Raw genomic sequence first — 13,555 nt, 5'->3', positions numbered from 1 at the left:
GTATTACTTCAATCTTTAGCAAGATGCAAGGCAATGAAATCCCATATTAAAAAATCTTATGGAATGATTTTCAGATCTAATCAGACCAAGAAAAAAACAAATTTTTTTATACCGTATCTTGTCTAAGAAAGAAATCTTGCCAATTGACACAGGAGACACAGCATGGATGCTCATAGCTTCCAGTCTGGTATTATTGATGATCCCAGCTTTGGGGTTGTTTGAAGCAGGATTATTACGACGAAAAAATACTGTCTCAATTTTTATGCAAATCTTCTTCGGATTAGCTATTCTCAGTGTCATGTGGTTTACATTTGGATTTAGTTTGTCATTTGGACCAGATACAGGAATGGGTCTTACTGGAAACATGGATTGGACATTCCTCAAAAATGTGCCATATGATTCAGGACTGCATTACGCCCCCNTCCAGATGATGTTTGCAGTGATTACGCCTCTGCTATTGACAGGCGCAATTGCAGAACGAATGAAGTTTAGCGCATATGTTATTTTCATTGTAGCATGGAGTGGACTGATCTATTATCCTCTAGTTCACTGGATATGGGGAGGAGGATGGCTTGGCCAAATGGGTGTGGTGGATTTTGCAGGAGGCATTGTAATTCACACCAGTGCAGGAATGGGCGCACTAGCAGCCGCTCTAGTCCTTGGAAGAAGACTCAACTACGGTCCATCAATCATGATTCCTCATAGTATACCAATTGCAGTTTTAGGATCATCGTTANGCCCTAGTCCTTGGAAGAAGACTCAACTACGGTCCATCCATCATGATTCCTCACAGCATTCCAATTGCAGTTTTAGGATCATCACTACTTTGGTTAGGATGGTTTGGATTCAATGCAGGCAGTGCACTTGCATCTGGAAGTTTAGCAGGTAATACAATTATCAATACTCATATCGCATCATCCATTTCTGCATTAATCTGGGTGGGATTATCGTGGATGCGAACGGGAAAACCAAGTGTAATTGCTGCAATCAATGGAGCAATCGCAGGACTTGCAGGAATTACCCCAGCTTCAGGATACATAAGTGTCGAACACGCCTTTGTATTAGGAATAGCAATCGGAATAGGATCATATCTTGCAGTCTTGTTCTTCAAGGAACATCTCAAGATAGATGACGCATTAGATGTAAGCTCGGTTCACGGAGTAGCTGGAATAATCGGTTCATTAGGAATTGGAATATTTGCAAGTACGCTAGTAAATCCAAGTGGTCCAAACGGACTCTTGTTTGGACATCCTCAACAATTACTCATCCAAGCCATGGGTGTAGGAGTAGCAGGAGTAATGGGATTCTTTGGAACGTTTGCAATTATGAAGGTAATAGACAAGCTAATCGGAGTCAGAGTATCAGCCAAAGTGGAAGAAGCAGGCCTAGATATTGAAGAACATGCAGAGCGTGCATACTCTGATGAAGACGAGTTTGGAAAAATGTAAGTGAAAATATAAAAAATTTTTACGCGGCGAGTTTTTTTCGTAAAATGTCAAGAGTCGTTGCAGGATCAGCCTTACCTTTTGTCTTTCTCATGACTTTGCCAACTAGATAGTTGATAGTGTCAGGATTTTGTTTTGCCTCTGCCACAGCTTTTTCTTCTTCCTTGAACACTTCATCAATTATCTTTTCAATCGAACTAGCATCACTAACATGCCCCAAGTCAAGACTNTGCCAACTAGATAGTTGATAGTGTCGGGATTTTGTTTTGCTTCGGCTACGGCTTTTTCTTCTTCCTTGAACACTTCGTCAATTATCTTTTCAATTGAACCTACATCACTGACATGTCCCAAGTCAAGGCTAGACATTACATCGGCAAGTGATTTCCCAGTCTTTACCATTTCTTGCAATGCAGTTTTCCCAGAATTNCTTGTTAATTTGCTTGTCATTATAGAATCGGCAAGGTCGGAGATGTGTTTTGGTGTGATTTTTAGTTCAAGTTTCTTTTCTCTAGTATCTGCAAAACCCATTAGATCAGTTGTAATGATATTTGATACCTCTTTGGCATTTTTCTCATTGTGTGATTTATCAAATAAATCAGAGTAGAACTTGTCAGACGACAAGACATCAGCCACTTGTGCAGGCAAGCCATACTTTTTGACATACCTTTCCTTTCTTGCAACAATGCTTTCAGGCATCTGGGTTTTGATTTGTTCAATGGAAGTTCTCCCAATCAAAACAATAGGTATGTCTGCCTCTGGCAAATATCGATAGTCCTGTTCCTCTTCTTTTGAACGTGAGGAGACTGTAATTCTTCTGGCATCATCCCAGTGTCTTGTTTCTGCCAGTACTGTGATTCCTCTTTCAACAAGGCTTTGTTGCCTAGTAATTTCAAAGTGTAGTGCTTTTTCAATATCCCTGAAGGAACCCACGTTTTTTATCTCGACTCTATTTCCATCGCCCTCTGAGATGTTACCATCCACTCTCATAGCACCCTCAAGATAAGGGTCAGATACTCCAATATTTTCTACAAGATCTGCAAGTACATTCAAGAAGACACGGACCTGTTTTGGTGTCTCAAAGTCTGGCTCTGTTACAATTTCAACAAGCGGTGTACCTGCTCTGTTGTAATCAACTAATGTGATCATGGTCTTCTCAGAAGTTCCTTCATAGACTAGCCTGCCTGGGTCTTCTTCTAGTTGTATTCGTCTAATTCGTATAGTTTTTCCTTCAATCTCGATTTTCCCATCAGAACCAATACTTGTAGGACCATATGCATTGTACTGGGTAATCTGAAAGTTTTTTGGCAAATCAGGATAGAAATAATTTTTCCTGAAAAATCCAATCTTTTCTGGAATGGTACAACCCAGTGCAAGAGATATCATTGCTGCTTTTTCTACCGCTTTTTTATTTAACAATGGAAGTGATCCTGGGAGGCCAGCACAGACAGGACAGATGTTAGAGTTTGGTTCAAGGTTCCTATATTCTGCCTTGCATGAACAAAACAACTTGCTAGCAAGTTTTGTAAGTTGACANCCGCACAGACAGGACAGATGTTAGAGTTTGGTTCAAGGTTTCTATATTCTGCCTTGCATGAACAAAATAACTTGCTAGCAAGTTTTGTAAGCTGGCAGTGAATCTCTAATCCTATTCTTGTCATAATGGCATCTCCGGAAGATTTGTAGTCTCTTGTAATGCGTAAGCTGCTTGTAGTAGTTCTTTTTCTTTGAACGAATTTGCAAATAGTTGCATACCAATGGGTAAACCATAACTTGAGATTGAAANTTCTTTTTCTTTGAACGAATTTGCAAATAGTTGTATGCCAATTGGCAGACCAGAACTTGACATTGAAAATGGAACTGAAATGGCAGGAATTCCAGACAAGTTTGCAGTAACTGTATTGATATCAGTAAGATAGAGTTTGAGTGGGTCATCGACTTTTTCTCCAACCTTGAATGGTAAAATCGGCATTGTTGGAGATATGAGATAGTCAACCTTCTTGAATGCCTCATCAAGTTGAGTCTTTATCATTGCCCTAACTTTTTGTGCCTTGAGATAATATTTCCCATAATATCCAGCCGACAAGACAAATGCTCCAAGAAGCATCCTTCGTGTCACTTCAGGTCCAAAATTGCTTCGTGCCTTTGAGACAAATGCCTTGAACTCATACCCTTCAGTGCCAAAATCAAACCCATAACGTAGATTGTCATATCTTGCAAGATTGCTGCTTGCCTCTGCGGCAGCTATTGTATAGTATGCTGCAACAGAATGCTCCACTGCATCAAGAGATATTGGAATACACTCTGCTCCCAAATTCTGTAGTTTTGATACTGCAGTATTTGTTGCAGATATCACTTCCTTATCTATCCCATCTCCAATCATCTGTGAAATTATACCGATTTTTTTTCCAGAGATTCCATTTTTGAAATCCCTGACATAATCAACATGTCCAGTGTTTGCAGTAGTGTTGTCATGCGGGTCATGACCTGATACAATATTTAATAAAAATGCAACATCTTCTACTGTTTTTGCTATTGGACCTACTTGCTCTATGCTATTTGCATAAGAGACAAGCCCATACCTGCTTATCAGACCATAAGTTGGTTTCAATCCAACAACAGAACAAAAACTTGCAGGACTTCGAACCGAACCTCCAGTATCAGAACCCAGTGATGCAAGGCATTCAAGTGCAGCTACTGATGCACCACTACCACCAGATGATCCACCTGGAACATATTCCGGATTCCAAGGGTTTCGAGTTGGACCAAAATAACTAAATTCTGTGGTAGAGCCCATTGCAAACTCATCAAGGTTTGCCTTGCCAATAATTATTGCATCTTCAGATTTTAGTCTGGATGTAACAGTCGCATCATATGGTGCAACGAAATCCTCAAGCATCTTTGAGGCGCATGTTGTCTTAATTCCCGCAGTACAAATGTTATCTTTGATAGATACTGGCATCCCAAAACAAGCGCCTACTTTTTCCTTGGATTTTATTTTTTTGTCGATGGCCTTTGCCTTGTCAAGTGCATTTTGCGTGTCTACCGTAATGAAAGCATGAATCTTTTCATCTACTTTTTTTATTCTGTCTAGGGTTTTTGCAACAAACTCTTCTACAGATATGGTACCGTCTTTTGTCTGGGACACAAATTCTACGACAGAGATTCCAAGATTCATTTAAACCATTTTCGGTGCACGAATGAAGTTGTTTTGATCTTTTTTTAGATGATTAATCAGTGAATCCCCATATGGCTCATGGACATCATCTCGAAGACCATCAGATGTAATTTGTGTTCGTAATGTATCATCAGAGTGAAATTCCACCTTGTCAAGATTATCAAAATAGTTTAGAATCTGTTCTACCTGTTTGATGTATTTTTCTGGCTCGCTGAGATCAACTTTGACCAAATCTCCGAGGTGTTCAATCTCTTTTCTTTCCACCATGCCACTTCACCTATGGTGTAAGTCTATCTACATCACGTGGATAAAAGGTAGCATCCCTAATGTTTTCAGTGCCAGTGAGTGCCATCATTAATCTCTCAAGCCCTATACCACATCCAGCGTGTGGCGGAACCCCGTAATCAAATACACGCAAGTGATAATCAAATGCATCAAGCTTGAATCCCTTGTTCTTCATCCTCTCTTCTAGCTCCAATCTTTTTTCAATTCTTGTACTTCCAGAAGACAACTCCAAGTCTCCAAACATGAGATCAAATGATTCAGATATTTTTTGATCATCATTTTTGGCCTTGACATAGAATGGTTTTGGGGCAAGTGGCCAGTCCTTGATGAAATAAAATCCACTCAGGTTTATCTTCTTTAATTGTGATGGATACAAGTCATCACCCCATTTTGTTGTTGCACCAGCTTTTTGCATCTTGTCTACCAATTCTGTATACGTATACTGGGGAATCGTTTCAGGCATTTCTGGAATTTTATAATCCACAGATTTTATTGATTCACAATAGTCTTTTACGGTCTTGATTGATCTTTTGATAATGTTCTCTACATGAGACATGATATCATTATAATCTGAAAATGCTTCCTCGATATCCATTGAGATTGCTTCAGAAAGATGTCTGTTAGTTCGAGATGCTTCTGCTCTAAATATTGGAGCAATCTCGAAAATCTTCTCAAAGCTTAGCGTAAGCTGTTCTTTGTAAAGCTGAGGACTCTGTGCAAGAAATGCTTCCTTGTTGTAATAAAATATTGGAAAGAGTGCAGCTCCACCTTCTGTTGCAGTAGCAATCATTTTCGGGGTGTTTACTTCAAGAAACTCTTTCTCGTATAGATAATCGCGAATTGATTTTAGGACTAGACTTCTCATCTTAAAGACATGCTGCAAGATATTTCTGCGCAGGTCTATTGCTCGCAATTCTAATCTAGTATCAATATTTGGAACTGTTTTTGTTTGCCATTGAAACGGTGCAATTTTTTCAACAACTGAAAATACGCGCAATTCACTTGGAGATATTTCAACTCCTTTTGGAGCCTTTGCAGATGGTTTTATGGTACCCTTGACTGCAATAGTTGATTGTTCCTTTAGTTTTACCAGACTTTCTTTGATCTCATCTGGACACACTCCTGCCTTGGCAGTGATTTGCATCTGTCCTTCTTTGTCATTTAGTAGTACAAACACCAGGTTTCCATGGTCTCTTACACTTGAGATCCATCCCATTACGATAACTTCTTTGCCGTCCATGGATGGATCAAGTTGATTGGAATAGATAGTTCTACGCCAGTCTCCTAATTCTGTACCTATCATGTTTTCATCAAATGTGTTTTTGTTAGTGTTAATTTGTGTTACCATCCAAAAGCAAGCACGAGAACCACTAAAAATTACACAAGAGTCATATTTTCAGCAGGCAAATTAGATTACATCTAAAGATGATTGATCTTTATCGGGTTTTGCCAGAGGAGATGGATGATCTTGTCGTCAAGTTAGGCCATCCACGATACAGGGCAGGGCAGCTGCTTCATGCATTATACCATGAGTCTCCAAGAAAAATGTCAGATTTGCACCAGATTCCAACTTCGTTACGGGACGCACTTGTCACTGCCGGGTATACCATTGGTTCTGAAAATGAAGTTCACAGAGTTGTAAGCGAAGATGGTCACACTACAAAACTACTTTTAAAATTTGATGATCAAACACTTATCGAAACTGTTCTTATGCAATATAGTAAAGACAAGAGTCATCCCAGGTCAACAGTTTGTGTTTCAACCCAAGTTGGGTGTCCAATGGGTTGTGTCTTTTGTGCAACAGGCCAGATGGGTTTTGAAAAAAATCTAAAAGCTGAAGAGATTGTCTCCCAAGTACTACACTTTGCAAGAATTTTACGTCAAAGAGGAGAGCATGTAACCAATCTGGTATTCATGGGAATGGGAGAGCCTCTTGCAAATTATGACGAGATGATCCGAGCTGTAAGACTCTTGACACATCCACGTGCCTTTGGACTAGGACAGCGAAGTATTACAATTTCTACTGTAGGCATCATCCCTGGAATAGACAAACTTGCAGACGAAGATCTTCAAATCAAACTTGCCATCTCACTTCATGCACCAAATGATGAATTGCGCAAAAAATTGGTGCCGACTGCAGGACCACATTCAGTTGGAGACTTAATCATGGCAGCAAAACGATATTTCAAAAAAACTGGCCGTCGTGTAACTTTTGAATATGCATTAATTGATGACATTAATGATTCCACCAAAGTGGCATCTGAATTAGCACGTGTTTTGAAAGGTAACGGCGCACATGTGAACCTAATTCCTATGAATCCCACTGCCGGAGGATTCCATCGCCCTGCCAGAAAAAAAGTATTAGCATTTCAGCAAATACTTCGCAATGGTGACGTAAATTGCACAGTACGCGTTGAAAAAGGAGTAGAAATCTCGGCAGCATGTGGTCAATTACGAACAGACATGATTGAAAAAATCAACTAGTGACATGGAACCGATAAGCTGCAAACCTCTAAATTAAAAAGAGTGCGATTTATCCACATGGCACTTTCAAGTCGTGAAAAGACAATAATAATTACATCTCACTTGGTCTCACTTTATTCAGAGATGGTCGAAGAAGGAAAGATTCCCCAGAATCAGTCAGTCATAGACTTTTTGATGAAAAACATTCCTAGTGAACACAAAAAGGATCTTTCCATGGATTTGATCGATGATGTGTTTGCTTTTATCTCAAGTAGACCCATGGAACTTTCATAAACCCCAAAAATAGATGTGATAACATGAATTCAATTGCCACCCTCGGTTCTCACTGTGCTCTTCAGGTACTCAAAGGAGCAAAAGACGAAGGTTTCAAGACCATTCTAGTATGTGAGAAAAGGCGCGAAAAACTTTATCGAAGATTTCAATTCATAGACGAGTATGTACTTGTGGATTCATTCAAAGAAGTGCTGGATCAAAAATGTTCAAACATACTCAAAGAAAATAATGCTGTAATCATACCACATGGAACCCTCATCGCTCAGATGAGCTCATCAGAGATTGAATCCATCAAGACACCAATTTTTGGAAACAAGTGGATTCTAAGATGGGAGTCAGACAGAAACATGAAAGAAAAACTCATGGTAGAATCTAAATTAAAAATACCAAGATCATTACAAGGACCAAGTGATATCAAGGGATTAACAATTGCAAAAAGACACGGAGCTGCAGGTGGCAAGGGATATTTTCTTGCAACAAATGAAGAAGATTATACAAAAAAACGGGACAAGCTTGTAAGAGAAGGAATAATCAAAGGAGATCAAGACTTGTACTTGCAGGAATATGCATTAGGAGTTTCTGCATACTTGCAATATTTTTATTCTGAACTAAGTGGAGAACTAGAATTTTTCGGCGTGGACAGACGATATGAGTCCGATATTGACGGCTTGGGCAGAATTCCCGCACAAGAGCAGATAGACGTGGACTTGATTCCATCATTTAATGTGGTAGGAAACAGCCCCTAGTATTGCGGGAATCATTACTTGAGGATGTGTATGCCATGGGAGAGAGATTTGTCGAGGCTGCAAAAAGACTTGTTGCGCCGGCATGACCGGACCTTTCTGCCTCGAGGGAGTATATGATGAGAATGGCAAGTTTACTACGTTTGAGTTTTCTGCAAGAATAGTTGCCGGAACAAATCTCTATGTAGACGGCTCGCCCTATTCGGCATTAATCTTTAACGAACCAATGAGTATGGGAAGAAGAATAGCACGTGAAATAAAGAACGCTTCAAGTAAGAATAGCCTGTCAAAGATAGTTACGTAATATTTTTCAGAATTATCCTGTCAGATATTACTTGAAAAAAATTATGCTCCGCCAAGTGTTACAATAAGATCGGTAATAAAACCAGCACATAGACCTACAAAAATTCCAATCATTATGATGTTATTCNTGAAATAAAAAATGCTTCAAGCAAGAATAGCCTGTCAAAGATAGTTACATAATATTTTCAGAATAATTCCATCATACAGTGTTTAGAAGAATTATGCTCCGCCGAGTGTTACAATAAGATCTGTAACAAAACCTGCACATAGACCCACAAAAATTCCGAGCATTACAACATTATTTGTGGTTTGCTTTCTTCCAGAGTTGTACATTAACATTGACACGTAGACAAGTGCTCCTCCTGCCATTGATAAAAATAAAATGTATGCAACATCTGATATCCACAAACTTCCAAGTATAGTGCCAATAAACGTTGGACCACCACCAATCAATCCAACCTTAGCCAAGAATTTTGCATTAGGTCTTTTCAATATTCCAGTAAGCGGTCCTGCAATACCAAACCCTTCAGTGGCNCTCCACCTGCCATTGATAAAAATAAAATGTATGCAACATCGGATATCCACAAACTTCCAAGTATAGTACCAAGAAATGTTGGACCACCACCAATCAATCCAACTTTGGCCAAGAATTTTGCGTTAGGTTTTTTCAATATTCCAGTAAGCGGACCTGCAATGCCAAACCCTTCAGTTGTATTATGTGCACCAAATCCAATTATCAGTATGATTGCAAGACCAATTTCACCTGCTACATAAGACTGACCAATTGCCAAACCTTCACTAAAGTTGTGTGCGCCAATTCCAATTGCAATCATCATTGCAAGCTTGTATGCTGTTGCTTCGTGAAATAACTTGTGAAGATGATCATCACCTTCCTTGAGATTATCAATTGATAGTATTTGTGGAAAACTTTTTGCCATGAATTTTGTTTCATAAAGTATCAATCCAAACAGACCTATTGCGATACCGCCAAACAGTGCAGCAAGGTCAATCACCGCATTTTCAATGGAACCTTTANTCCCAACAGGCCTATTGCAATTCCACCAAACAGTGCAGCAAGATCAACTATCGCATTTTCAATGGAACCCTTGCCAGCTGCTGCATCAGTAGCCGCAGTTGATGCAGTCTCCCAACCGTGACTGAAGACGTCAATTATTAGAAATATCAGGATTCCAAGTGCAAATGCATTAAGGAATCCTTTCTTTTTATGACTAAGATTTTGTAAAACGGCAATTGGGAGACCAAGAAATATAGTAAAACCTGCTATTGCCCCAAGCAACAAGAGCTGCCAATAGTCAATCATTGATTTAGTTAGGACTAGCTAACTAATTTAAATCACAGACTGGTTCCAATTTTTTGGAATAGCTCGTGTCGTTTAAATAGTTAGGCTTGCCTAATTCAAAAAATATTGAAAAAAAAAGTTTCATTATCGCAGCTCAAGAAATACGATGTAAATCAAAAAATTCTCGAAGCATTAGCTGATGCTCAATCAAGATCAATATTATTTTCAATCATAAAGGAAGGAATGACTGCGTTAGAGTTGTCAGAAAAATACAGAATTCCCCTCAGCTCAGTATACAAAAAGATTTCAGACTTGGAAGAGTTGACACTTGTCAAAGTAGACAAATGGGTCTTGTCAGAGAGTGGGAAAAAATTCAAGGTATACAAGAGTAGGATAAGCAGAGCTGAAATAAGCATAAGAAAACCAGAGCCAGTAATTACATTGAGCCCCAATTAATAGGTCAAATAGTTAATATTCAAAGAAAAACTATCAAAAAAAGTGAAAAGATACTATTTCGTTGTCATTCCGATAATAATTACCATAGTTGCAGTAATTTACATGGCAACTCCACATGAGAACAAGGCAAATGATCTAACTCCTCAGATGATCATGCAAAACGGTTCACCACTACTAGGAGATCCTAGTGCAAAGGTAACCATAGTAGAGTTTGGAGATTATCAGTGCACATATTGTCACCTATTTCATGAAAATACAAAAGATGCATTATTACAACAATATGTAAACACAGGAAAGGCCAACTTTGTATTCAGGGATTTTCCTCTGAACGGACCTGATTCAGTTCTTGCTGCAGAAGCAGCATACTGTGCAGGCGACCAAGGCAAGTACTGGCAATACCATGATGAATTGTACAACAACTGGGCCGGAGAAAAAACTGGATGGGTAAACCAAAAATCATTAGACAAGTTTGCTACAACTGTTGGTTTGAATCTAGGTATATTTGATAAGTGTCTATCAAGTAATACATATGAACAAAANGTGCAGGCGACCAGGGCAAGTATTGGCAATACCATGACGAGTTGTACAACAACTGGGCGGGAGAGAAAACCGGATGGGTAAACCAAAAGTCATTAGACAAGTTTGCCACAACAGTTAGTCTAGATTTAGGTACATTTGATAAGTGCTTGTCGAGTAACACATATGAACAAAAAGTGATGGACAATTACAAATTTGGTCAAAACATTGGAGTTGATGGAACTCCATCGTTTATCATATTTAGTGGAACACAGATTACAAAGATAGTGGGCGCACAACCATTAACTCAATTTCAACAAGTCATAGACAAATTCCAAAGCAGCTGAGGGTAGTAGAACGATGGTCAAGCCCAAGATAGAAAAACAAGATTCTGTAAAATTATACAAACTACGAAAAATGTTAGAAGATTTGTCTGACCAGTCAGGACGTGGAACAGAGTTAATCTCACTTTATGTTCCTCCAAAAAAAGCATTACATGAAGTCATAAACAATCTTCGTGAAGAACAAGGTACTGCAGACAACATCAAGTCAGATCTTACAAGAACCCATGTAGTTGATGCACTGTCAAGAGTAATTCAGAGACTCAAACTGTACAAGACATCTCCTGAAAAAGGGCTTGTCATGTTTTGTGGTGCACTTCCACCGCCAGGAGGAGGACCAATTGGAAGTGAAGTGATAAAATTGTTTGAGATTGAACCGCCAAAGGAATTGCAAACATTTCTTTACAGATGTGATGATCATTTCCACGTAGACATTCTCAAAGACATGCTAAAAGACGACAACATGATTGGTTTTTTAGCAATTGATGCAAAAGACGCAGGATGGGGATTGTTGCGAGGAGACAAGCTGGACGTATTATCAGAGACATCATCGGGTGTAGCAGGAAAACATNAAGTGATAAAATTGTTTGAGATTGAACCGCCAAAGGAATTACAGACGTTTCTTTACAGATGCGATGATCATTTTCACGTAGACATTCTCAAAGATATGCTAAAAGATGACAACATGATTGGTTTTTTGGCAATTGATGCAAAAGATGCAGGATGGGGATTGTTACGTGGAGACAAGCTAGATGTATTATCAGAAACATCATCAGGAGTAGCAGGAAAACACAGGCAAGGAGGCCAGTCTGCCAGGAGATTTGAGAGACTCAGAGAAATGGAACTCAATGAATATTACAACAGAGTTGCACATACAACACGAGAATATTTTATTGACATTTATCCTGTAAAAGGTCTCATAGTTTCAGGCCCAGGTCCAACAAAAGAAAATTTTATCAAGGAAAATTATCTAGAATATAGATTACAAAACAACATACTTGCAACACTTGATTGTTCTTATGCAGGTTCAGAGGGTGTACGTGAAGCATTTGTGAAGGCACATGATGTACTTNCAACACTTGATTGTTCTTATGCAGGTTCAGAGGGTGTACGAGAGGCATTTGTGAAAGCACATGATGTGCTCACAGATTACAGGATGGTGGAAGAAAAGAAACTTGTAGACAAGTTGTTCAATGACATACATTTTTCGAGAGGTCTTGCAACTTATGGACTCAACGAGATAATTGATCTTCTAAAAAGAAATGTAGTAGCCACCATATTGATTACCGATGATACCAATTTGAGAAAAATCGACATTACATGCAGAAGATGCCAAAATGTACAAAGCGAGATATTAGAACGACCAAAGGTAATCCCACGAGTTCAAGAACTACTTAGTCAGCCATGTCCTAGTTGCAAAAGTATGGATTTAGAGTCATCTGAGCGAGATATTGTAGATTATCTGGATTTGATTTCAGGTCAGACAGGTGCAAAGGTAGAGGTCATCACAGGTGCAACAGAATACGGTGCAATGCTTTCAAGCATAGGCAAAGTTGGGGCATTTTTGAGATACAATCCAAATCAATAACACCAAGACACATCCCTAACTAATTTCGTCTACGATCTTGTAGCAAGTATTGATTTCAAGTTTAGAGGTACTCAATCGGTCAATACAACCAATAAGATCTTAGAACATGCCTATCCAGTTGGTTCTAAGAATATGGAGATCACTTTTGCCATAAANATTTACAATTTTACAACAAGTATGATTTCAGGTTTAGAGGGACTCAATCCGTCAATACAACCAATTAGGATCTTAGAACATGCCTATGCATTTGGTTCTAAGAATATCGAGATCACCTTTGCCATGAATTGGTTGGTTAGTGTGATGTACCAATTTCCTGTCTCATATGCTGACGAAGTAGAGTATGTCATAGTGTATGAACCGTCCAAGCCTGTGCTTACAGCAGTATCATATGTTTTTCCAGATGGACTGGTCATGATGGCATGAACTGCAGTAANCTGTGCTTACAGCGGTATCATATGTTTTTCCAGATGGACTTGTCATGATAGCATGAACTGCAGTGTNCATTTTTGAGATACAATCCAAATCAATAACACCAAGACACTAACTAGTTTCATTTACAATTTTACAACAAGTATGATTTCAGGTTTAGAGGTACTCAATCTGTCAATGCCACCAAAGGATCTTAGAATATGCCTATGCATTTGGT

General features: G+C 39.0%; 12 protein-coding genes and 9 pseudogenes. 13 read left to right on the top strand and 8 right to left on the bottom strand.

The features are described 5' to 3' along the window. Positions 1–136: 136 nt before the first annotated feature. The 3 genes and pseudogenes from DYY66_RS13680 to DYY66_RS13670 form a co-directional block, all read left to right on the top strand. Positions 137–421: pseudogene (locus DYY66_RS13680) on the top strand (ammonia channel protein); the annotation flags it as partial. Position 422: 1 nt separating this feature from the next. Then, positions 423–736, top strand: a pseudogene (locus DYY66_RS13675) (ammonia channel protein); the annotation flags it as partial. 1 nt (position 737) lies between these two features. Then, positions 738–1,448 (top strand): ammonium transporter (locus DYY66_RS13670; RefSeq protein WP_394352524.1); only part of this gene is annotated, 711 nt, incomplete at its 5' end. A gap of 19 nt (positions 1,449–1,467) precedes the next feature. On the opposite strand, the gene DYY66_RS15570 is transcribed toward DYY66_RS13670, so the two are convergent. The 7 genes and pseudogenes from DYY66_RS15570 to aspS all read right to left on the bottom strand — a co-directional run bounded on the left by DYY66_RS15570 (position 1,468) and on the right by aspS (position 6,208). After that, positions 1,468–1,617, bottom strand: coding sequence for a hypothetical protein (locus DYY66_RS15570; RefSeq protein ID WP_394352527.1), 150 nt, complete (start codon positions 1,615–1,617; stop codon positions 1,468–1,470). 58 nt (positions 1,618–1,675) lie between these two features. Further along, a pseudogene (locus DYY66_RS13665) lies at positions 1,676–1,871 on the bottom strand (Asp-tRNA(Asn)/Glu-tRNA(Gln) amidotransferase GatCAB subunit B); the annotation flags it as partial. Position 1,872: 1 nt separating this feature from the next. Beyond that, positions 1,873–2,978, bottom strand: a pseudogene (gene gatB / locus DYY66_RS01110) (Asp-tRNA(Asn)/Glu-tRNA(Gln) amidotransferase subunit GatB); the annotation flags it as partial. A gap of 1 nt (position 2,979) precedes the next feature. Next, positions 2,980–3,103: hypothetical protein (locus DYY66_RS15565; protein WP_394352526.1), on the bottom strand; the 124-nt coding region annotated here is incomplete at its 3' end. Between the two features lie 125 nt (positions 3,104–3,228). Further along, a partial coding sequence (gene gatA, locus DYY66_RS01105) for an Asp-tRNA(Asn)/Glu-tRNA(Gln) amidotransferase subunit GatA (protein ID WP_255495961.1) occupies positions 3,229–4,620 on the bottom strand: 1,392 nt, incomplete at its 3' end. Continuing rightward, positions 4,621–4,887, bottom strand: coding sequence for an aspartyl/glutamyl-tRNA amidotransferase subunit C (locus DYY66_RS01100; protein WP_166285456.1), 267 nt, complete (start codon positions 4,885–4,887; stop codon positions 4,621–4,623). It lies immediately after the preceding gene. A 10-nt stretch (positions 4,888–4,897) separates the two neighbouring features. Further along, positions 4,898–6,208 carry an aspartate--tRNA(Asn) ligase gene (gene aspS / locus DYY66_RS01095; protein WP_166285466.1) on the bottom strand — a complete coding sequence of 437 codons (1,311 nt, stop codon included), beginning with the start codon at positions 6,206–6,208 and terminating at the stop codon, positions 4,898–4,900. Positions 6,209–6,330: 122 nt separating this feature from the next. Here aspS and rlmN point away from each other — a divergent pair, with 122 nt between their 5' ends. The 3 genes and pseudogenes from rlmN to DYY66_RS01080 all read left to right on the top strand — a co-directional run bounded on the left by rlmN (position 6,331) and on the right by DYY66_RS01080 (position 8,709). Next, entirely contained in the window at positions 6,331–7,389 is a 1,059-nt protein-coding gene (rlmN, locus tag DYY66_RS01090; RefSeq protein ID WP_166285454.1) for a 23S rRNA (adenine(2503)-C(2))-methyltransferase RlmN, read from the top strand. Between the two features lie 57 nt (positions 7,390–7,446). Next, complete coding sequence (locus tag DYY66_RS01085) at positions 7,447–7,662, top strand: hypothetical protein (protein WP_166285452.1); 216 nt, start codon at positions 7,447–7,449, stop codon at positions 7,660–7,662. 23 nt (positions 7,663–7,685) lie between these two features. Continuing rightward, positions 7,686–8,709 (top strand): annotated as a pseudogene (locus DYY66_RS01080) (DUF1297 domain-containing protein). A 1,035-nt stretch (positions 8,710–9,744) separates the two neighbouring features. Here DYY66_RS01080 and DYY66_RS01065 read toward each other — a convergent pair. After that, positions 9,745–10,029 (bottom strand): annotated as a pseudogene (locus tag DYY66_RS01065) (hypothetical protein); the annotation flags it as partial. A gap of 105 nt (positions 10,030–10,134) precedes the next feature. Between DYY66_RS01065 and DYY66_RS01060 the strand changes: the two are divergent. The 7 genes and pseudogenes from DYY66_RS01060 to DYY66_RS01035 form a co-directional block, all read left to right on the top strand. After that, entirely contained in the window at positions 10,135–10,464 is a 330-nt protein-coding gene (locus DYY66_RS01060; protein WP_166285444.1) for a helix-turn-helix domain-containing protein, read from the top strand. A 102-nt stretch (positions 10,465–10,566) separates the two neighbouring features. Continuing rightward, positions 10,567–11,003 (top strand): annotated as a pseudogene (locus DYY66_RS01055) (DsbA family protein); the annotation flags it as partial. Positions 11,004–11,180: 177 nt separating this feature from the next. Continuing rightward, positions 11,181–11,327, top strand: a complete 147-nt coding sequence (locus DYY66_RS15560) for a DsbA family protein (RefSeq protein WP_394352525.1) — start codon at positions 11,181–11,183, stop codon at positions 11,325–11,327. A 13-nt stretch (positions 11,328–11,340) separates the two neighbouring features. Beyond that, positions 11,341–11,892, top strand: a pseudogene (locus DYY66_RS01045) (peptide chain release factor 1); the annotation flags it as partial. 1 nt (position 11,893) lies between these two features. Further along, positions 11,894–12,393, top strand: a pseudogene (locus DYY66_RS13650) (Vms1/Ankzf1 family peptidyl-tRNA hydrolase); the annotation flags it as partial. Positions 12,394–12,477: 84 nt separating this feature from the next. Beyond that, on the top strand, positions 12,478–12,909 hold the full coding sequence (locus DYY66_RS13645; RefSeq protein WP_309223948.1) for a hypothetical protein: 432 nt from the start codon (positions 12,478–12,480) through the stop codon (positions 12,907–12,909). Between the two features lie 156 nt (positions 12,910–13,065). Next, positions 13,066–13,332 (top strand): hypothetical protein (locus DYY66_RS01035; protein WP_218583555.1); only part of this gene is annotated, 267 nt, incomplete at its 5' end. Positions 13,333–13,555: the final 223 nt, after the last annotated feature.

Origin of the sequence: Candidatus Nitrosotalea sp. FS (assembly GCF_011319475.1) — an archaeon.
In the GTDB taxonomy this organism is placed as follows: Archaea; Thermoproteota; Nitrososphaeria; order Nitrososphaerales; family Nitrosopumilaceae; genus Nitrosotalea.
The sequence above is the reverse complement of the archived record's forward strand: the minus strand, read 5'-3'. Positions and strand labels throughout refer to the sequence as shown.

Excerpts from the sequence above, each read along its gene's own strand:
- DYY66_RS01100 (WP_166285456.1), bottom strand. The coding sequence starts at position 4,887 with ATGGTGGAAAGAAAAGAGATTGAACACCTCGGAGATTTGGTCAAAGTT.
- rlmN (WP_166285454.1), top strand. The coding sequence starts at position 6,331 with ATGATTGATCTTTATCGGGTTTTGCCAGAGGAGATGGATGATCTTGTC.
- DYY66_RS13645 (WP_309223948.1), top strand. The coding sequence starts at position 12,478 with ATGGTGGAAGAAAAGAAACTTGTAGACAAGTTGTTCAATGACATACAT.
- DYY66_RS01085 (WP_166285452.1), top strand. The coding sequence starts at position 7,447 with ATGGCACTTTCAAGTCGTGAAAAGACAATAATAATTACATCTCACTTG.
- DYY66_RS15560 (WP_394352525.1), top strand. The coding sequence starts at position 11,181 with ATGGACAATTACAAATTTGGTCAAAACATTGGAGTTGATGGAACTCCA.
- aspS (WP_166285466.1), bottom strand. The coding sequence starts at position 6,208 with ATGATAGGTACAGAATTAGGAGACTGGCGTAGAACTATCTATTCCAAT.